We start from the raw sequence: 14,548 nt of genomic DNA on the forward strand, positions 1-14,548 counted from the left end.
AGTCTGTTTTTACCGAGCGAAAATGATGACTAAAGCACCGCGACGCAACGACCCCGACCGCCGTTCGCGTATTTTGCAAGCCACGCTGGATATGCTGGTGGAACACGGAATTAGCCATATCACGCACCGCAAAATTGCCGAAGCGGCAGGTGTCTCGCTGGGATCGATGACCTACTATTTCGAGGGCATCGAATCGCTTTTGAGCGAAGCCTTTACACAGTTTGCGCATCAAATGTCAGACGATTATCGTTGCCGCATTGAGCAGGCCCGTAATCGCGATGAAGCCTGCGAAGCGATAGTCGACATGATTTGCGGTGAGAAAATCGCCACGTCATACAACCTTCAAGTGATGTATCAACTCTATGCATACGCAAATCGCAATCCTGAACTAAAAATCATCATGCAGGATTGGATGTGTCGCAGCCAACAAGCGCTCGAGGCCTTTTTTGACCCGATAACCGCTCGCATGCTGGATGCTTTTATCGAAGGTATGACACTGCATTATGTGACGGACAGGAACCCGCTGAGCCGGGATGATCTCAGCAGGATGCTGGCAAAAATTGCCGGTTAGATTCGACAGCACAGGCTTATCAGTCGATCGCCGTACCCGCAGTCATATTGACCACCGTTGCCGTCATCGCCCCTGCGTTTTCTGACGCCAGAAATGTCATTAACTCTGCAATCTGCGAGAGTGTAGGCAAATGTTTTAACATCGTACTTTGTGCCGCCCCTCCTACCCACTGTTCCACGCTCAAACCCATCGCTTGTGCCTTTGGCTTGGTATAGGAACCAGCCTGAACGGCATCAGAAATGGCATGTGAGCGCACACAGAGGACGCGGATATTCTTCGGGGCAAGTTCACTGGCGAGCGCTTTAATGAAGGTTTCTGTGCCAGCGTACTACCGATAGCGCCGCTGCCCCCGAAGATCACCACGATTTTGTCTTTAAGTAACATCACGAATCCTCGCTCACTCGCTCTCAGTGTTCAAATTATGAACGATGGATTTAGATTTGGTGGTGATTAAGGCGTGACTGGAGCAGAGAGGGGCAAGAGTTTGATTTGGAAGGGAACACGAATTTCAGGCAATAAAAAACCCATCAACCTTGAACCAAAGAGGCGGGGTTGATGGGCTCCACAAATTGGGGACATCAAAGAAAAGCAGTGGCACTAATTAAGACTTTGTCTTGGGTAAAAAGTTCGCACTGCCATAAAAAAATCTTTTTTCTTTGTCTGCGGTACGGATCACAAACCAGGCCATATGATTACGATAAGCGTCCCCGCCAACGTTAACAACACGTTAGCGATAGCGTAGGTTCCGGCGTAGCCAAGGGCTGGAATATTACTGCGCGCGGTGTCGCTGATAATTTCCATCGCTGGTGCACAAGTTCGTGCGCCCATCATCGCCCCGAACAGCAATGCGCGGTTCATACGTAAAACATATGCACCGAAAAGGAAGCAGATCACTACGGGTACCAAGCTAACGATAAGGCCGGCGATCAACATTTGCCCGCCGACGGCACCTAAACCATTGCCAATGCCGCTACCTGCACTTAACCCGACGCCCGCCATAAACACCATCAGGCCGAATTCTTTCACCATGTTCAATGCCCCTTGCGGGATATAGCCGAACGTTGGATGGTTGGCGCGCAAGAAGCCCAACATGATTCCGGCAAACAGCAAGCCTGCGGCGTTACCGACACCGAAACTAAACGAGCTGAACTGGAAGGTGATCATGCCGATCATCAGGCCGATAATGAAAAAGGCGCAAAAAGCGAGCAGGTCGGTAATCTGGCTATGAATCGAGATAAAACCGATGCGCTCTGCCACGGTTTTCACGCGTCGAGCGTCACCGCTAACCTGTAAAACGTCGCCTTTGTTCAGCACGATATTGTCGTCGATAGGCATTTCAATCTGGCTGCGGATAACGCGGTTCAGGAAGCAACCGTGATCGGTCAGCTTTAATTGGCCCAGGCGGCGACCTACGGCATTGTGGTTTTTCACCACAATTTCTTCGGTGACGATGCGCATGTCCAGCAGGTCACGGTCGAAAACTTCTTTACCATTACGGAAGCTTGGGTCGAGGCGAGAATGTGCGTCCGGGTAACCGACCAGCGCGATTTCATCCCCTTTTTGCAGCACAGCGTCACCGTCCGGGTTTGCCAGAATACCGTTACGGCGAATACGTTCGATATAGCAACCGGTCTGGCGATAAATACCCAGTTCGCGCAGATTTTTGCCATCCGCCCAGGCAACAAGTTCAGAACCGACGCGGTAGGCGCGGATAACGGGCAGGTAAACTTTGCGTGCGGCATCGGTATCCAGACCGCGTTCACGAGCGATTTGTTGAGCGCTGGTTTGCAAATCCTGGTGCTGAAGTTTTGGCAGATAACGCGCACCAACAATTAAACTCACCAGGCCGATAAGATAAGTCAGCGCGTAGCCGAGGCTCAGATTATCAAGAGAGGCGGCAAGTTCGGTTCCCGCTATGCCGGAATGGCGCAAGGTATCACCTGCACCGACCAACACGGGGGTAGAGGTCATCGAACCGGCGAGCATACCGGCGGTGAGGCCAATATCCCAGCCAAAGAGTTTCCCCAATCCCAATGCAAGAAGCATGGCGCTGCCGACCATCACCAGTGCCAGCATTAAATAATTTTTGCCGTCGCGGAAGAAAATTGAAAAAAAGTTTGGCCCAGCTTCCACGCCAACACAAAAAATGAACAGCATGAAACCCAGATTTAAGGCGTCTGTGTTAATGGAAAAATGTTGTTGTCCGAGTAATAAAGAGACCACTAAAACACCAATGGAATTACCCAGTTGGACAGAACCGAGGCGTAATTTACCCAGGCATAAGCCTAAGGTCAGAACAACAAATAATAACAGGATGTAATTCCCGCTTAACAAATCTGCGACGTTTATATTCACGAAGGATAACTTCTTGTTTACTAGTAAGCTGTTGAAAGAAATGGTTTTTTGGGTTAGGGTTTCTACTAATTACAACGCAATTTAATGTATTTTTATTGCATTAAAATATCCAGTGCACAGACCTGATAATAGCCGCTAGTTTAATCTTTATGTAGTTTTACGGCTAGTAAGAATATTGTGCGAATTGCGCGACTTATTTTTTAGCAGGGATTGCTGAAACTTATCTGACTCGGGCTGTTCTGCGTGCAGAACTGTAATTTTAAGTTCGATACAAGCGATCGTCAGGAGGATGTGTGTTCATGCGTGGACAACGTTGGTTTGGAGTCATTTGTTGCTTCGTGTTGTTTGTTGGCGTGTTTTTGTCTCAGAAGTTGAGTGCCGCCAATAGCTACCCGGGTGATAGACATTCAGAGTGGGGATTGCTGTTTTTTATCCTTCCGGGTGTTATTGCTAGCGTGTTTTCACGCCATGGCCGAGTGATCAAACCGCTGATGGGCGCAGTACTGGCTTCACCGCTTTGTCTGTTAATCATTCACTTTTGGCTTTCGCCAACGCGAACGTTCTGGCAGGAAATGGCCTGGATGTTTAGTGCTGTGTTTTGGTGTGCTCTTGGAGCATTGAGCTACTTATTTGTTCGTACATTGCTCCGCCGTCAGCGGCGATAAAAAAACCGGCTCGGTTATACAACGGAGCCGGTTTTTTTAGTTTGAGTATTTATTCCGCGTTCTGGAACAAACTCAGGTGTTCTTTCGCGTAAGCTTCAAAATCAGTACAACCACCGATATGTTTCTGGTCGAGGAAAATCTGCGGTACGGTTTCAACAGGTTTACCTACGGTTTTTTCCAGATCGGCTTTGCTGATGCCTTCTGCATGGATATCAACGTAACGGAAGTTGAAGTCATCACGCTCAGCGGTCAATTTCTCAGCCAACTCTTTAGCACGAACACAATATGGGCAGCCTGGGCGACCAAAGATTACTGCAAACATAGAATCTCCTTTATTTTTTGTGGCCGATACGTACCGGCGAATGGCAACTATAATGCCGCTAACAGGGGGGAATGGAAAGAAGGTCTTGCCTCTTACATTGATATTCATCATCTATATTGCAACGTAAGAGTCAGGCGCAACCAGGTTATACTCAATTGATAATTGCCTGTGGAGACAAGCGGATGCGTTCACTCGGTGCCTTACCGAAACCTGTATTAATCCTCGAAGTTATCGGTATCGCCTTTTTATTGCTTTCTTATCTTTCCCTGAACGGTTATGTGGCATTACCCGCACCCTTTGGGAATGCGACGGCGGCCATCATCATGGTATTTTTAGGGATTGCACTCATGATCCCGGCAGCGGCATTCATGGTGTGGGCGATGGCTCAAAACGCTGCACCGCTGCTGACCAAAGGGCAATCGCCCGTTAAAAAATCTCTTTCAGACAAGCCAAAGGATAAACACGATGACGCCGACCATTGATCTGCTGCGTTCACACCGTTCCGTTCGTCGCTACACCGACGAGCCCATTACCGACGAACAGCGTGCAGCGATTGTTGCCAGTGCCCAGGCGGCCTCAAGTTCCAGTTTTTTACAATGCACCTCGATTATCCGTATCACGGACAAATCCCTGCGCGAGCAGCTTGTTCCGCTCACCGGCGGGCAGAAACATGTCGCGCAAGCCGCTGAATTTTGGGTGTTCTGCGCCGACTTTAACCGTCATCTACAAATTTGCCCGGAAGCGCAGTTAGGTCTGGCCGAACAGTTGCTCCTTGGCGTGGTTGATACGGCTATTCTGGCTCAAAACGCGTTTACCGCAGCGGAGTCGCTGGGATTGGGCGGCGTTTATATCGGCGGGCTGCGTAACAACATCGAAGCGGTGACGGAATTACTGAATATCCCAAAACACGTGTTACCTCTGTTTGGTTTATGCCTGGGTTGGCCTGATGAAGACCACGGTATTAAACCGCGCATCCCGGCGGCCATGATCATGCATGAAAATAGCTATCAGCCGGTCGATGAAAACGTGCTGGAGCAATACGACGAAGAGGTGGCGCAATACTATCTTTCCCGTGGCAGCAATACGCGCCGCGACACGTGGAGCGATCATATTCGTCGCACAATCATCAAAGAAAACCGTCCATTTATTCTCGATTATTTGCACAAACAGGGCTGGGCTACCCGATAATAACCTCTGGCGGTGGCGCTCGCCGCCGCTGATCAATACATTTTCGCTATCAATCACCCGCCTAAACGGTATTGGTTTTGCACCATTGTGAGTCGGTATAACAGAGTTAACGCAAATTCTGATTATTCGACTCATGACAAGGAGCACCTGATGCCGATGACTACTCTTGATAACTCTCCGTATTACGCCGCAGATATTATCCGTTCCCGTATTAATGGCCTGGTGCCGCGCGTGGCTTTCATTCTGGGGTCTGGCCTGGGCGAACTGGCTGAGAAAATCGAACAACCTGTTGTTTTCCCTTACGATGAACTGCCAGGTTTCCCGGTAAGCACGGTGCACGGCCATGCTGGTGAGCTGGTGGTAGGGACGCTTGCGGGTGTTCCTGTCGCTTGCATGAAAGGACGCGGTCACTTCTACGAAGGGCGCGGTATGTCAGTGATGACTAACGCGATTCGCACGTTTAAATTGCTGGGCTGTGAAATCCTATTCTCCACCAACGCCGCGGGTTCATTGCGTCCTGAAGTGGGGCCAGGCAGCCTGGTTGCGTTGAACGACCATATTAATACCATGCCGGGTACGCCAACTGTCGGCCCTAACGATGACCGTTTCGGTGAGCGTTTCTTCTCTCTGGCAAACGCTTATGACGCTGATTACCGTGGCGTATTACAGCAGGTCGCAAAAGAGCAGGGCTTCCCACTCACCGAAGGTGTGTTTGTTTCCTATCCTGGCCCCAACTTTGAAACCGCAGCTGAAATTCGCATGATGCAAATCATCGGCGGTGATGTGGTGGGTATGTCTGTTGTGCCTGAGGTGATAAGCGCTCGCCATTGCGGCCTGAAAGTCGTGGCGGTTTCGGCGATTACCAATCTTGCTGAAGGCCTGGGAAGCGTGCAGCTTTCTCATGCGCAAACGCTGGCGGCAGCGGCACTTTCGCGCCAGAACTTTATTAATCTGATTTGCGGTTTCCTGGGCAAACTCGCCTGAGGCACTACCAACACACCGGGTAAAACACATGGCGATTAACGTTTTGGCGATTAAACCTCGCTTGAAAATCATGTTGTTTTTGCAGTATTTCATTTGGGGCGCATGGTTGGTCACCCTAGGTTCATACATGATTAACACCCTCGGTTTCCGGGGGGCTGATGTCGGTATGGTCTACAGTACCAAGGGGCTTGCGGCGTTATTAATGCCGGGGATCGTCGGCATTATTGCCGACAAATGGCTGTCTGCGAATCGTGTCTATGCACTCTGCCACCTGGTGTGCGCCGCAATGCTGGCCTGGGCTGCCAGCATTAATCAGCCGGGGCTGATGTTTTGGGTGATGCTGGGTAACGCGATGGCATTTATGCCAACCATTGCCCTGTCGAACACCATCTCGTATGCCAGCCTTGAAAAAGCCGGACTGGATACCGTCAGCCATTTCCCACCGATCCGCGTTTTCGGCACTATCGGTTTTATCGCCGCGATGTGGACAGTGAGCCTGATGAGATTTGAGCTGAGTAATCTCCAGCTTTATATTGCCGCGGGAGCCTCGCTGGCGCTGGCATTGTATTCCCTGACTCTGCCAACCATTCCGGTGGCGAAGGGCTGTGTGTCGCGCTCGTGGGTGAGCCGTCTGGGTCTGGATGCGTTTGTATTGTTCAAAAATCCGCGCATGGCTGTTTTCTTCTTATTCGCCATGCTGTTGGGTGCGGTTTTGCAAATAACCAATACTTTCGGCAACCCGTTCCTGCATGATTTTGCGCGTAACCCTGAATTTGCCGACAGCTTCGTGGTTCAGTACCCGTCGATTCTACTTTCAGTTTCGCAAATGTCTGAAGTGGCGTTTATCCTGACCATTCCATTCTTCTTACGTCGCTTTGGTATTAAACAAGTGATGTTGATGAGCATGGTGGCCTGGGTGCTGCGGTTCGCGTTGTTTGCCTGGGGGGACCCGTCTGCATTCGGCTTCGTATTACTGCTACTTTCGATGGTGGTTTATGGCTGCGCGTTCGACTTCTTTAATATCTCAGGTTCTGTTTTTGTGGAGCAAGAAGTCGATAAACGTATCCGGGCTAGTGCGCAAGGGCTATTCATGACGATGGTTAACGGGATTGGTGCCTATGTCGGGGCGATTCTCAGTGGCTATGTGGTGGATTACTTTAGCGTTGATGGCGTTAAAGACTGGACGACGATTTGGTTGGTGTTTGCCGGATACGCATTAGTGCTGGCAGTTATTTTCCACTTCAGTTTCCAGTATCGACACAATCCTTCGCTCAAGGCTTCGGCACCGGTCGCACATTAACAGTCGGCTGGATTACAGCGAGCGGCAGGAGTGATAGTTTATGGGGCTGCCAGAACAAAGGGAGCCTCATGAGCATTTCACAGCGAGTTTATCGTACTGATTTAAAACTATTGCGCTATTTCCAGGCTGTGGCAGAAGAGCTGCATTTTGGTAAAGCTGCGGCGCGCTTAAATATGTCTCAGCCGCCGCTGAGTTTTCATATCAAAGAATTAGAGTCCCAGCTCGGCACCGTTCTGTTTATTCGCCATTCACGTAGCGTCGCGCTCACATATGCTGGTGAAATTCTACTCGAAGAAACCCGGCGTTTGCTCGACAGCGCAAACCTCGCCCTGGCCCGAGTCGAACAAATAGGTCGTGGTGAAGGTGGACGAATTCACCTGGGCATAGTCGGCACCGCTATCTGGGGCGGGTTGCGTCTGGGGCTGCAACAATTTATCGCTGATTATCCCGCGATTGATATTTTATTCCGCGAAAAGTCACCTGGCGTCCAGCTTTCTTTAATTGAACGCCATGACATCGACGCAGGGATCTGGCGTATGGAAACCAATCCCCCTCCAGGTTTACGCAGCGAAAAACTTCACGACGCGACGTTTTTAGTGGCCTTGCCAGAAAAGCACCCCCTCACAAAACAAACCGCCATTGATATCGAACAGTTGCGTCACGAGGCTTTTGTCACCATGACGGCGGTGCATTCTGACTGGACTTTTTTGCAGGGGGTCTGTCGGGAAGCGGGGTTCACGCCGCGTATAGTCAGGGAAGCCGTCGAGCCGCAAACGGTGCTGGCATTAGTGAGCATTGGTATCGGATTAACCATCATGGCTGACAGCTACGCGCAAATGAACTGGCCGGGTGTTACCTTTCGCCCGCTCACAAAAGCGATCCCGGCGGATCTCTATGTGGTCTACGATCCACATCATCTGGCTTCCACAACACGCCATTTAATTGACGTGCTAAAACAGTCTCCAGATACATTGCCCGTTCGTTGAATCAGGATGGCAGTGCTATGATATCCGCGCTGTCATTATTAGACTGGAAACGCTGAGGTGCAGGGTGAAAATCGCCATTTTGTCCCGGGATGGAACGCTTTATTCTTGTAAACGGCTTCGTGAAGCGGCATCGCGCCGGGGTCACGCCGTCGAAATTATCGATCCCCTTTCTTGCTATATGAACATCAATCCGGCAGCACCCTCTGTGCATTATAAAGGCCGCCAGCTTCCGCATTATGATGCAGTTATTCCACGTATCGGCTCGGCAATCACATTTTATGGCACTGCGGTTTTGCGCCAGTTTGAAATGCTGGGCAGCTATCCACTCAATGAATCCGTCGCGATTACCCGCGCGCGCGACAAACTGCGTTCCTTGCAGTTGATGGCGAGGCAGGGCATTGATTTGCCCGTTACCGGTTTTGCTCACTCACCTGATGACACCAGTGATTTAATCGACATGGTCGGCGGTGCTCCGCTGGTGGTAAAACTGGTGGAAGGTACACAAGGGATTGGCGTCGTGTTGGCTGAAACCCGGCAGGCGGCAGAAAGCGTGATTGATGCCTTCCGGGGTCTTAACGCTCATATTCTGGTGCAGGAATATATAAAAGAAGCGCAGGGCAGGGATATCCGCTGTCTTGTGGTCGGCAACAAAGTGGTGGCGGCAATCGAACGCCAGGCAAAACCCGGTGATTTTCGCTCCAACCTGCATCGTGGAGGCGTGGCGAATCAGGTTGAAATCACCGAACGTGAACGCGAAATCGCCCTGCATGCGGCTGCAACGCTCGGGTTAGATGTGGCGGGCGTTGATATTTTGCGCGCCGAACGCGGCCCACTGGTTATGGAAGTCAACGCGTCGCCAGGTCTGGAAGGCATTGAAAAAACAAGTGGTGTGGATATTGCGACACTGATGATTAAATGGATTGAGCAGCAAGCGCAGCCGGGATATTGCCTGAAAACAGGCGGCTAAATTCGAACGCATGAGCCATTGGGCGCATAATATTAGTATGAGGCGTTATTTTTGCGTAAGCTATGGCGCGACTTACTCACCCTTATTTAAGAGGCTACGGCATTTATGGATTCACTCGTTGTCCCGACTCTGGACATCTTACGCCGCTGGCTTGACGAAATCGGCGTGACCATTTTCGAGTGCGACACTTGCCAGGCGCTCCATCTGCCCCATATGCAGAATTTTGATGGTGTCTACGATGCGAAAATCGATTTGGTCGATAATATCGTCTTGTTCTCAGCGCTGGCCGAAGTAAAGCCTTCCGCTTTGCTGCCACTGGCATCTGATTTGTCCTCTATCAACGCCAGTTCGTTAACCGTGAAAGCGTTCCTGGATATCCAGGATGACAATTTGCCTAAACTTGTGGTTTGCCAGTCGCTGCAAGCGTCAGTCGGCATAACCCGTGAGCAGTTTGCTGCTTTTGTAAAACAGAGTGAAGAGCAAATCTCTATGGTGATTCTGGAAGCGTGTGCCAACCAACTGCTCTTTATCTCTGAAGGAGAAGAAGAGCAAGATGACGGCACAATTATTCAAACCCACTTCCTGCACTAATCGTTTCTTTCCTGACCGCAGCGGCTGCCATACCTGCTGCGTTCCATGTTTTTTTATTCTGCCTTAATAGCCTCCCACCAGAATTATTTTCGCCACTCCTGCCCGTTTTGCGCCACACCATAGATGTTTTATGCTTAAAAAATTGATAAAAGTCACTTTTCTGCCTGGGCTATAGTCTCTAAGTCTGGCTACAGTTATTCTTGCGGGACGCGTAAAGCGTGCAATGTCTGCTGGGGAGGCGTCAGTCTTTTTTCACAGCAGTTTGAATAGAGATGCATGATTCTTGCATGGCCTGTGTGCGAGAAAAAAATGCGTGAAAGGTTGATTGAGTAAATTATGCTCGCGAAAGCGAGATTTACCCTTTATTCAGAAGGAATGATAACTATGTTCGCCCAACGTAAAAAATTGCTATCGGGTATGGTGGCGGGTTTGCTGATGGCCGTTTCTGCCACCACATTTGCTGCTGAACAAAAGACGCTGCACGTTTATAACTGGTCTGATTATATTGCGCCGGATACGCTGGCAAACTTCACCAAAGAAACCGGTATTAAAGTCGTTTATGACGTCTTCGACTCCAACGAAGTGTTGGAAGGGAAGTTGATGGCGGGCAGTACGGGCTACGACCTGGTTGTGCCTTCTTCGCAATTCCTCGAACGTCAGGCTCAGGCCGGGATTTTCCAGCCGCTGGATAAAAGTAAACTCCCGAACTACAAAAACCTCGATCCGGAAATGCTCAAGCTGGTCGCGCACAACGACCACGACAATAAATACGGCATTCCGTACATGATGGTCACAACCGGTATCGGTTACAACGTCGAAAAAATCAAAGCGGCACTGGGCAAAGACGCGCCAGTGGATAGCTGGGATCTTATCCTGAAACCCGAAAACCTCGAGAAGCTGAAAAGCTGCGGTGTCTCCTTCCTTGACGCACCAAGCGAGGTCTATGCCTCTGTGTTGCACTATCTGGGCAAAGATCCTAACAGCACCGATCCGAAAGATTACACCGGGGCGGCGAACGATCTGCTGTTGAAACTGCGCCCGTCTATCCGTTATTTCCACTCTTCTCAATACATCAATGACCTGGCAAACGGCGACATCTGCGTCGCGATTGGTTGGTCGGGAGATATTCTCCAGGCAGCGAATCGCGCCAAAGAAGCAAAAAATGGCGTGAATATTGCTTACACCATTCCTAAAGAAGGGGCGATGGTGTACTTCGATATGTTCGCCATGACCGCAGATGCGAAAAACAAAGACGAAGCCTATCAGTTCCTGAATTACCTGATGCGTCCGGATGTCGTGGCTAACATCAGTAACCACGTTTATTACGCGAACGCGAACAAAGAGTCGACGTCGCTGCTGAACGCGGAAATTCGCGATAACCCAGGTATTTATCCGCCAGCTGATGTGCGTGCCAAACTGTTCACCCAGGGTGTGCAATCGCCAAAAGTTGACCGCGTAATTACCCGGGCATGGACTAAAGTTAAAACAGGCAAATAAGTAAACCTGTTAGCGACTTAACAAGGTTTGCAACGGAGTGGTGCACCGAAACAGTGCATGTGCTCCAACACGAGCAGAGGCTTAGGCCTCTGTATCGTCATTAGTACGGCAACCGGGTCGTACATCTATTTCGTTTTTGCCGGAGAGCAACATATTGAACGACGCAACTCCTCGTCCACACGCGAAAACTCGCAAAGCGCTCACCCCGCTGCTTGAAGTACGCAACCTCACAAAATCCTTCGACGGGCAACACGCCGTTGATGATGTGAATCTCACCATTTATAAAGGCGAAATTTTTGCGCTGCTCGGGCCATCCGGCTGTGGTAAATCAACACTTTTACGTATGTTGGCAGGCTTTGAGCAACCGAGTGCCGGGCAGATCGTGCTTGATGGTGTCGATTTGTCGCATGTGCCGCCGTATCAGCGCCCGATCAATATGATGTTCCAGTCGTATGCGCTTTTCCCGCATATGACGGTTGAACAAAATATCGCCTTCGGCCTCAAGCAAGACAAACTGCCGAAAAGTGAAATCACTCAGCGCGTGCAGGAAATGCTGACTCTGGTGCATATGCAGGAGTACGCGAAACGTAAGCCGCACCAGCTTTCTGGCGGGCAGCGCCAACGTGTCGCGCTGGCACGGAGCCTGGCGAAACGGCCAAAACTGTTGCTGCTCGATGAGCCTATGGGCGCGCTGGATAAAAAGCTGCGTGACCGTATGCAACTTGAAGTCGTCGATATTCTTGAGCGCGTGGGCGCGACCTGTGTGATGGTGACGCACGACCAGGAAGAAGCGATGACTATGGCGGGGCGTATCGCCATCATGAATCGTGGTAAATTCGAGCAAATCGGCGAGCCGGAAGAAGTCTATGAATACCCGGCAACGCGCTACAGCGCTGAATTTATCGGTTCGGTAAACGTCTTTGAAGGTCTGTTGAAAGAGCGTCAGGAAGATGGCCTGGTGATTGACAGTCCAGGGCTTGTGCATCCGTTGAAAGTTGACCCGGATATTTCAGTGGTCGACGGTGTGCCGGTCTACGTTGCATTGCGCCCGGAAAAAGTAATGCTTTGCGACGAACCCCCTGCCGATGGCTACAACTTTGCGGTGGGTGAAGTGGTGCACATTGCCTATCTTGGCGACTTGTCGATTTATCACGTCCGCCTGAAAAGTGGCCAGATGATCAGCGCGCAGTTGCAGAACGAGAACCGCAATCGTAAAGGAATGCCGACATGGGGCGACGAAGTGCGCCTGTGTTGGGATGCTGAAAGTTGTGTGGTGTTGACGGTTTAAGGGGGCGAAATGAGCACGATGACTGAACGCCCGGCGGAGCCACCGGCAAGCGGTTTTAAATTGTGGCTGGGAAAAATGCAAATGCGCCATGGCCGCAAGCTGGTGATCGCTTTGCCTTATCTGTGGCTAATTTTGCTGTTTATGCTGCCATTCTTGATTGTCTTTAAGATAAGTTTTGCAGAAATAGCGCGATCCATTCCACCTTACACCGATCTTGTCACCTGGGCAGACGATCAGATTTCGCTGGCGCTGAATCTGGCTAACTACCTTCAGCTAACTGACGATCCGTTATATGCCGAATCCTATCTGCAATCGCTGCAAATGGCGGGCGTTTCTACAATTTGCTGTTTGCTGCTGGGCTATCCGTTGGCCTGGGCGGTGGCTCACAGTAAATCCTCAACCCGTAATATTCTGTTGTTATTGGTTATTTTACCTTCATGGACCTCGTTCCTGATTCGCGTGTATGCGTGGATGGGGATCCTCAAAAATAACGGTGTGCTTAATAACGTGCTGATGTGGTTGGGTGTTATCGATCAACCGCTGGTGATTTTACATACCAATCTCGCGGTTTATATCGGTATTGTTTATGCCTATTTACCCTTTATGGTGCTGCCGATTTATACCGCGCTGACCCGAATTGATTACTCGCTGGTGGAGGCCTCTCTGGATTTAGGCGCCCGGCCGCTAAAAACGTTCTTTAGCGTTATCGTGCCGCTCACTAAAGGCGGGATTATTGCCGGCTCGATGCTGGTGTTTATTCCGGCGGTAGGGGAGTTTGTTATCCCGGAACTGCTCGGCGGGCCAGATAGCATCATGATTGGTCGTGTACTGTGGCAGGAATTCTTCAATAACCGCGACTGGCCTGTGGCCTCAGCGGTGGCTATCACTATGCTTATCCTGCTGATTGTGCCGATTATGTGGTTCCACAAATACCAGAACAAAGCTGCTGAGGACCACGCATGAACAATTTACCGGTAGTGCGTTCGCCGTGGCGTATTTTGATTTTGGTGATTGGTTTCACCTTCCTGTACGCCCCAATGTTAATGCTGGTGATTTACTCATTTAACAGCTCAAAACTGGTAACAGTATGGGCGGGGTGGTCTACACGTTGGTATGTCGAGCTATTCCACGACTCGGCGATGATGAGTGCGGTGGGGCTGAGTTTGACCATTGCGGCTGCGGCTGCAACAGCCGCGGTTATCCTCGGCACTATTGCTGCTATGGTGATGGTGCGTTTTGGTAAGTTTCGGGGCTCCACAGGTTTTGCCTTTATGCTCACCGCACCGCTGGTTATGCCTGATGTCATTACTGGCCTGTCGTTGCTGTTGCTGTTCGTCGCGCTTGGGCATGCCATTGGCTGGCCAAGTGACCGCGGCATGTTGACCATCTGGCTTGCGCACGTCACTTTTTGTACTGCGTATGTGTCAGTGGTGATTAGCTCACGCTTGCGCGAGTTAGACCACTCAATCGAAGAAGCGGCAATGGATTTAGGCGCCACGCCGCTGAAGGTGTTTTTTGTGATCACCGTTCCGATGATTGCTCCGGCGATCGTTTCCGGCTGGCTACTGGCGTTTACCTTATCGCTCGATGATTTGGTTATTGCGAGTTTCGTCTCAGGGCCTGGTGCGACAACCTTACCGATGCTGGTATTCTCGAGTGTCAGAATGGGGGTCAACCCGGAAATTAACGCTCTTGCATCCATCATTTTGGGTGTTGTTGGGGTTATTGGTTTAATTGCATGGTGGTTTATGGCGCGGGCAGAAAAGCAGCGCCTGCGCGATATCCAACGTGCAAGGCGTAGCTGAAAGGTTTAAAATCTGATAAAACCCTCAGT

The 14,548-nt window shown here is 50.6% G+C and carries 15 protein-coding genes and 1 pseudogene; 13 read left to right on the forward strand and 3 right to left on the reverse strand.

Translation table 11 applies throughout. The features are described from left to right. Positions 1-25 precede the first annotated feature (25 nt). Positions 26-571 carry a TetR/AcrR family transcriptional regulator gene (locus M2371_RS07810; RefSeq protein WP_259267702.1) on the forward strand — a complete coding sequence of 182 codons (546 nt, stop codon included), beginning with the start codon at positions 26-28 and terminating at the stop codon, positions 569-571. A 19-nt stretch (positions 572-590) separates the two neighbouring features. Here the strand turns inward: M2371_RS07810 and M2371_RS07815 are convergent. Together M2371_RS07815 and M2371_RS07820 are read right to left on the reverse strand one after the other, a co-directional pair. Next, positions 591-896, reverse strand: a pseudogene (locus M2371_RS07815) (SDR family oxidoreductase); the annotation flags it as partial. 347 nt (positions 897-1,243) lie between these two features. Then, on the reverse strand, positions 1,244-2,926 hold the full coding sequence (locus tag M2371_RS07820) for an aspartate:alanine antiporter (protein WP_034494245.1): 1,683 nt from the start codon (positions 2,924-2,926) through the stop codon (positions 1,244-1,246). Between the two features lie 299 nt (positions 2,927-3,225). Between M2371_RS07820 and M2371_RS07825 the strand changes: the two genes are divergently transcribed. Continuing rightward, positions 3,226-3,591, forward strand: coding sequence for an inner membrane protein YbjM (locus M2371_RS07825; RefSeq protein ID WP_034494246.1), 366 nt, complete (start codon positions 3,226-3,228; stop codon positions 3,589-3,591). A gap of 49 nt (positions 3,592-3,640) precedes the next feature. Here the strand turns inward: M2371_RS07825 and M2371_RS07830 are convergent, their stop codons facing one another. Continuing rightward, on the reverse strand, positions 3,641-3,913 hold the full coding sequence (locus M2371_RS07830; RefSeq protein WP_034456459.1) for a GrxA family glutaredoxin: 273 nt from the start codon (positions 3,911-3,913) through the stop codon (positions 3,641-3,643). A 182-nt stretch (positions 3,914-4,095) separates the two neighbouring features. Between M2371_RS07830 and M2371_RS07835 the strand changes: the two genes are divergently transcribed. The 11 genes from M2371_RS07835 to potI all read left to right on the forward strand — a co-directional run bounded on the left by M2371_RS07835 (position 4,096) and on the right by potI (position 14,519). After that, the gene (locus M2371_RS07835; protein ID WP_172895069.1) at positions 4,096-4,395 is read left to right on the forward strand and encodes a YbjC family protein; all 300 of its coding nucleotides are present in this window, start codon (positions 4,096-4,098) and stop codon (positions 4,393-4,395) included. Next, positions 4,379-5,101 carry an oxygen-insensitive NADPH nitroreductase gene (nfsA, locus tag M2371_RS07840; protein WP_172895067.1) on the forward strand — a complete coding sequence of 241 codons (723 nt, stop codon included), beginning with the start codon at positions 4,379-4,381 and terminating at the stop codon, positions 5,099-5,101. Before M2371_RS07835 ends, nfsA begins: the two co-directional genes overlap by 17 nt. 150 nt (positions 5,102-5,251) lie before the next feature. Next, positions 5,252-6,085 carry a xanthosine phosphorylase gene (gene xapA / locus M2371_RS07845; protein WP_172895065.1) on the forward strand — a complete coding sequence of 278 codons (834 nt, stop codon included), beginning with the start codon at positions 5,252-5,254 and terminating at the stop codon, positions 6,083-6,085. A 43-nt stretch (positions 6,086-6,128) separates the two neighbouring features. Continuing rightward, positions 6,129-7,385 (forward strand): nucleoside permease, encoded by a 1,257-nt coding sequence (locus M2371_RS07850; RefSeq protein ID WP_259267703.1) that lies wholly within the window; start codon positions 6,129-6,131, stop codon positions 7,383-7,385. A gap of 68 nt (positions 7,386-7,453) precedes the next feature. Then, a complete protein-coding gene (locus M2371_RS07855) occupies positions 7,454-8,371 on the forward strand; it encodes a LysR family transcriptional regulator (protein WP_034494253.1) in 918 nt (305 codons plus the stop codon). A 64-nt stretch (positions 8,372-8,435) separates the two neighbouring features. After that, a complete protein-coding gene (gene rimK / locus M2371_RS07860; RefSeq protein WP_172895063.1) occupies positions 8,436-9,338 on the forward strand; it encodes a 30S ribosomal protein S6--L-glutamate ligase in 903 nt (300 codons plus the stop codon). 105 nt (positions 9,339-9,443) lie between these two features. Further along, positions 9,444-9,929 carry a YbjN domain-containing protein gene (locus M2371_RS07865; protein ID WP_034494256.1) on the forward strand — a complete coding sequence of 162 codons (486 nt, stop codon included), beginning with the start codon at positions 9,444-9,446 and terminating at the stop codon, positions 9,927-9,929. A 384-nt stretch (positions 9,930-10,313) separates the two neighbouring features. Continuing rightward, entirely contained in the window at positions 10,314-11,426 is a 1,113-nt protein-coding gene (gene potF, locus M2371_RS07870) for a spermidine/putrescine ABC transporter substrate-binding protein PotF (RefSeq protein WP_259267400.1), read from the forward strand. Between the two features lie 154 nt (positions 11,427-11,580). Further along, complete coding sequence (gene potG, locus M2371_RS07875; protein ID WP_115629877.1) at positions 11,581-12,714, forward strand: putrescine ABC transporter ATP-binding subunit PotG; 1,134 nt, start codon at positions 11,581-11,583, stop codon at positions 12,712-12,714. A gap of 9 nt (positions 12,715-12,723) precedes the next feature. Then, positions 12,724-13,677 carry a putrescine ABC transporter permease PotH gene (gene potH, locus M2371_RS07880; protein ID WP_259267401.1) on the forward strand — a complete coding sequence of 318 codons (954 nt, stop codon included), beginning with the start codon at positions 12,724-12,726 and terminating at the stop codon, positions 13,675-13,677. Continuing rightward, entirely contained in the window at positions 13,674-14,519 is an 846-nt protein-coding gene (gene potI, locus M2371_RS07885) for a putrescine ABC transporter permease PotI (RefSeq protein ID WP_172895060.1), read from the forward strand. Before potH ends, potI begins: the two co-directional genes overlap by 4 nt. Positions 14,520-14,548 lie beyond the last annotated feature (29 nt).

The sequence above is a fragment of the Buttiauxella sp. BIGb0471 genome (assembly GCF_024807715.1).
GTDB lineage: Bacteria > Pseudomonadota > Gammaproteobacteria > Enterobacterales > Enterobacteriaceae > Buttiauxella > Buttiauxella agrestis.

Excerpts from the sequence above, each read along its gene's own strand:
- M2371_RS07825 (WP_034494246.1), top strand. The coding sequence starts at position 3,226 with ATGCGTGGACAACGTTGGTTTGGAGTCATTTGTTGCTTCGTGTTGTTT.
- potF (WP_259267400.1), top strand. The coding sequence starts at position 10,314 with ATGTTCGCCCAACGTAAAAAATTGCTATCGGGTATGGTGGCGGGTTTG.
- M2371_RS07835 (WP_172895069.1), top strand. The coding sequence starts at position 4,096 with ATGCGTTCACTCGGTGCCTTACCGAAACCTGTATTAATCCTCGAAGTT.
- M2371_RS07830 (WP_034456459.1), bottom strand. The coding sequence starts at position 3,913 with ATGTTTGCAGTAATCTTTGGTCGCCCAGGCTGCCCATATTGTGTTCGT.
- potH (WP_259267401.1), top strand. The coding sequence starts at position 12,724 with ATGAGCACGATGACTGAACGCCCGGCGGAGCCACCGGCAAGCGGTTTT.
- potI (WP_172895060.1), top strand. The coding sequence starts at position 13,674 with ATGAACAATTTACCGGTAGTGCGTTCGCCGTGGCGTATTTTGATTTTG.
- M2371_RS07855 (WP_034494253.1), top strand. The coding sequence starts at position 7,454 with ATGAGCATTTCACAGCGAGTTTATCGTACTGATTTAAAACTATTGCGC.
- M2371_RS07810 (WP_259267702.1), top strand. The coding sequence starts at position 26 with ATGACTAAAGCACCGCGACGCAACGACCCCGACCGCCGTTCGCGTATT.
- xapA (WP_172895065.1), top strand. The coding sequence starts at position 5,252 with ATGCCGATGACTACTCTTGATAACTCTCCGTATTACGCCGCAGATATT.
- M2371_RS07865 (WP_034494256.1), top strand. The coding sequence starts at position 9,444 with ATGGATTCACTCGTTGTCCCGACTCTGGACATCTTACGCCGCTGGCTT.
- nfsA (WP_172895067.1), top strand. The coding sequence starts at position 4,379 with ATGACGCCGACCATTGATCTGCTGCGTTCACACCGTTCCGTTCGTCGC.